This is a genomic window from Cupriavidus sp. D384, from assembly GCF_001652915.1.
Taxonomy (GTDB): domain Bacteria; phylum Pseudomonadota; class Gammaproteobacteria; order Burkholderiales; family Burkholderiaceae; genus Cupriavidus.
Genome location: NZ_BBQI01000105.1, coordinates 1 through 340, shown reverse-complemented (window position 1 = coordinate 340; position 340 = coordinate 1). Strand labels below are relative to the sequence as shown.

Annotated in this window: 1 protein-coding gene; it reads right to left on the bottom strand. The window is 64.7% G+C overall.

From position 1 onward, the window contains the following. Nucleotide 1 precedes the first annotated feature (1 nt). A partial coding sequence (locus tag A9J21_RS27340; RefSeq protein ID WP_156546221.1) for an isochorismatase family protein occupies nt 2-340 on the bottom strand: 339 nt, incomplete at its 5' end.

Below are 340 nucleotides of genomic sequence, written 5' to 3'. Positions count from 1 at the left end.
ATCAGTACTCGATCACCGGTGCATGCACCGGGGCGATCGACGGGTGCGCGGTCTGCGTGCGCTGCGCGGCCTTGTGGACCATCGTGTAGGCGTAGTCGATGCCCATGCCGTACGCGCCCGAGTGTTCCTTCGCCAGGCCCGTCACCGCGTCATACGTTTCCTTGTTCTTCCAGTCACGCTGCCATTCCAGCAGCACCTGCTGCCACGTCACCGGCACCACGCCGGCCTGGATCATCCGCTGCATGGCGTAGTCGTGCGCTTCCTTGCTGGTGCCGCCCGAGGCGTCAGCCACCATGTAGATCTCGTAGTCGCCTTCGAGCATCGCGCTCAGGGCGAACGT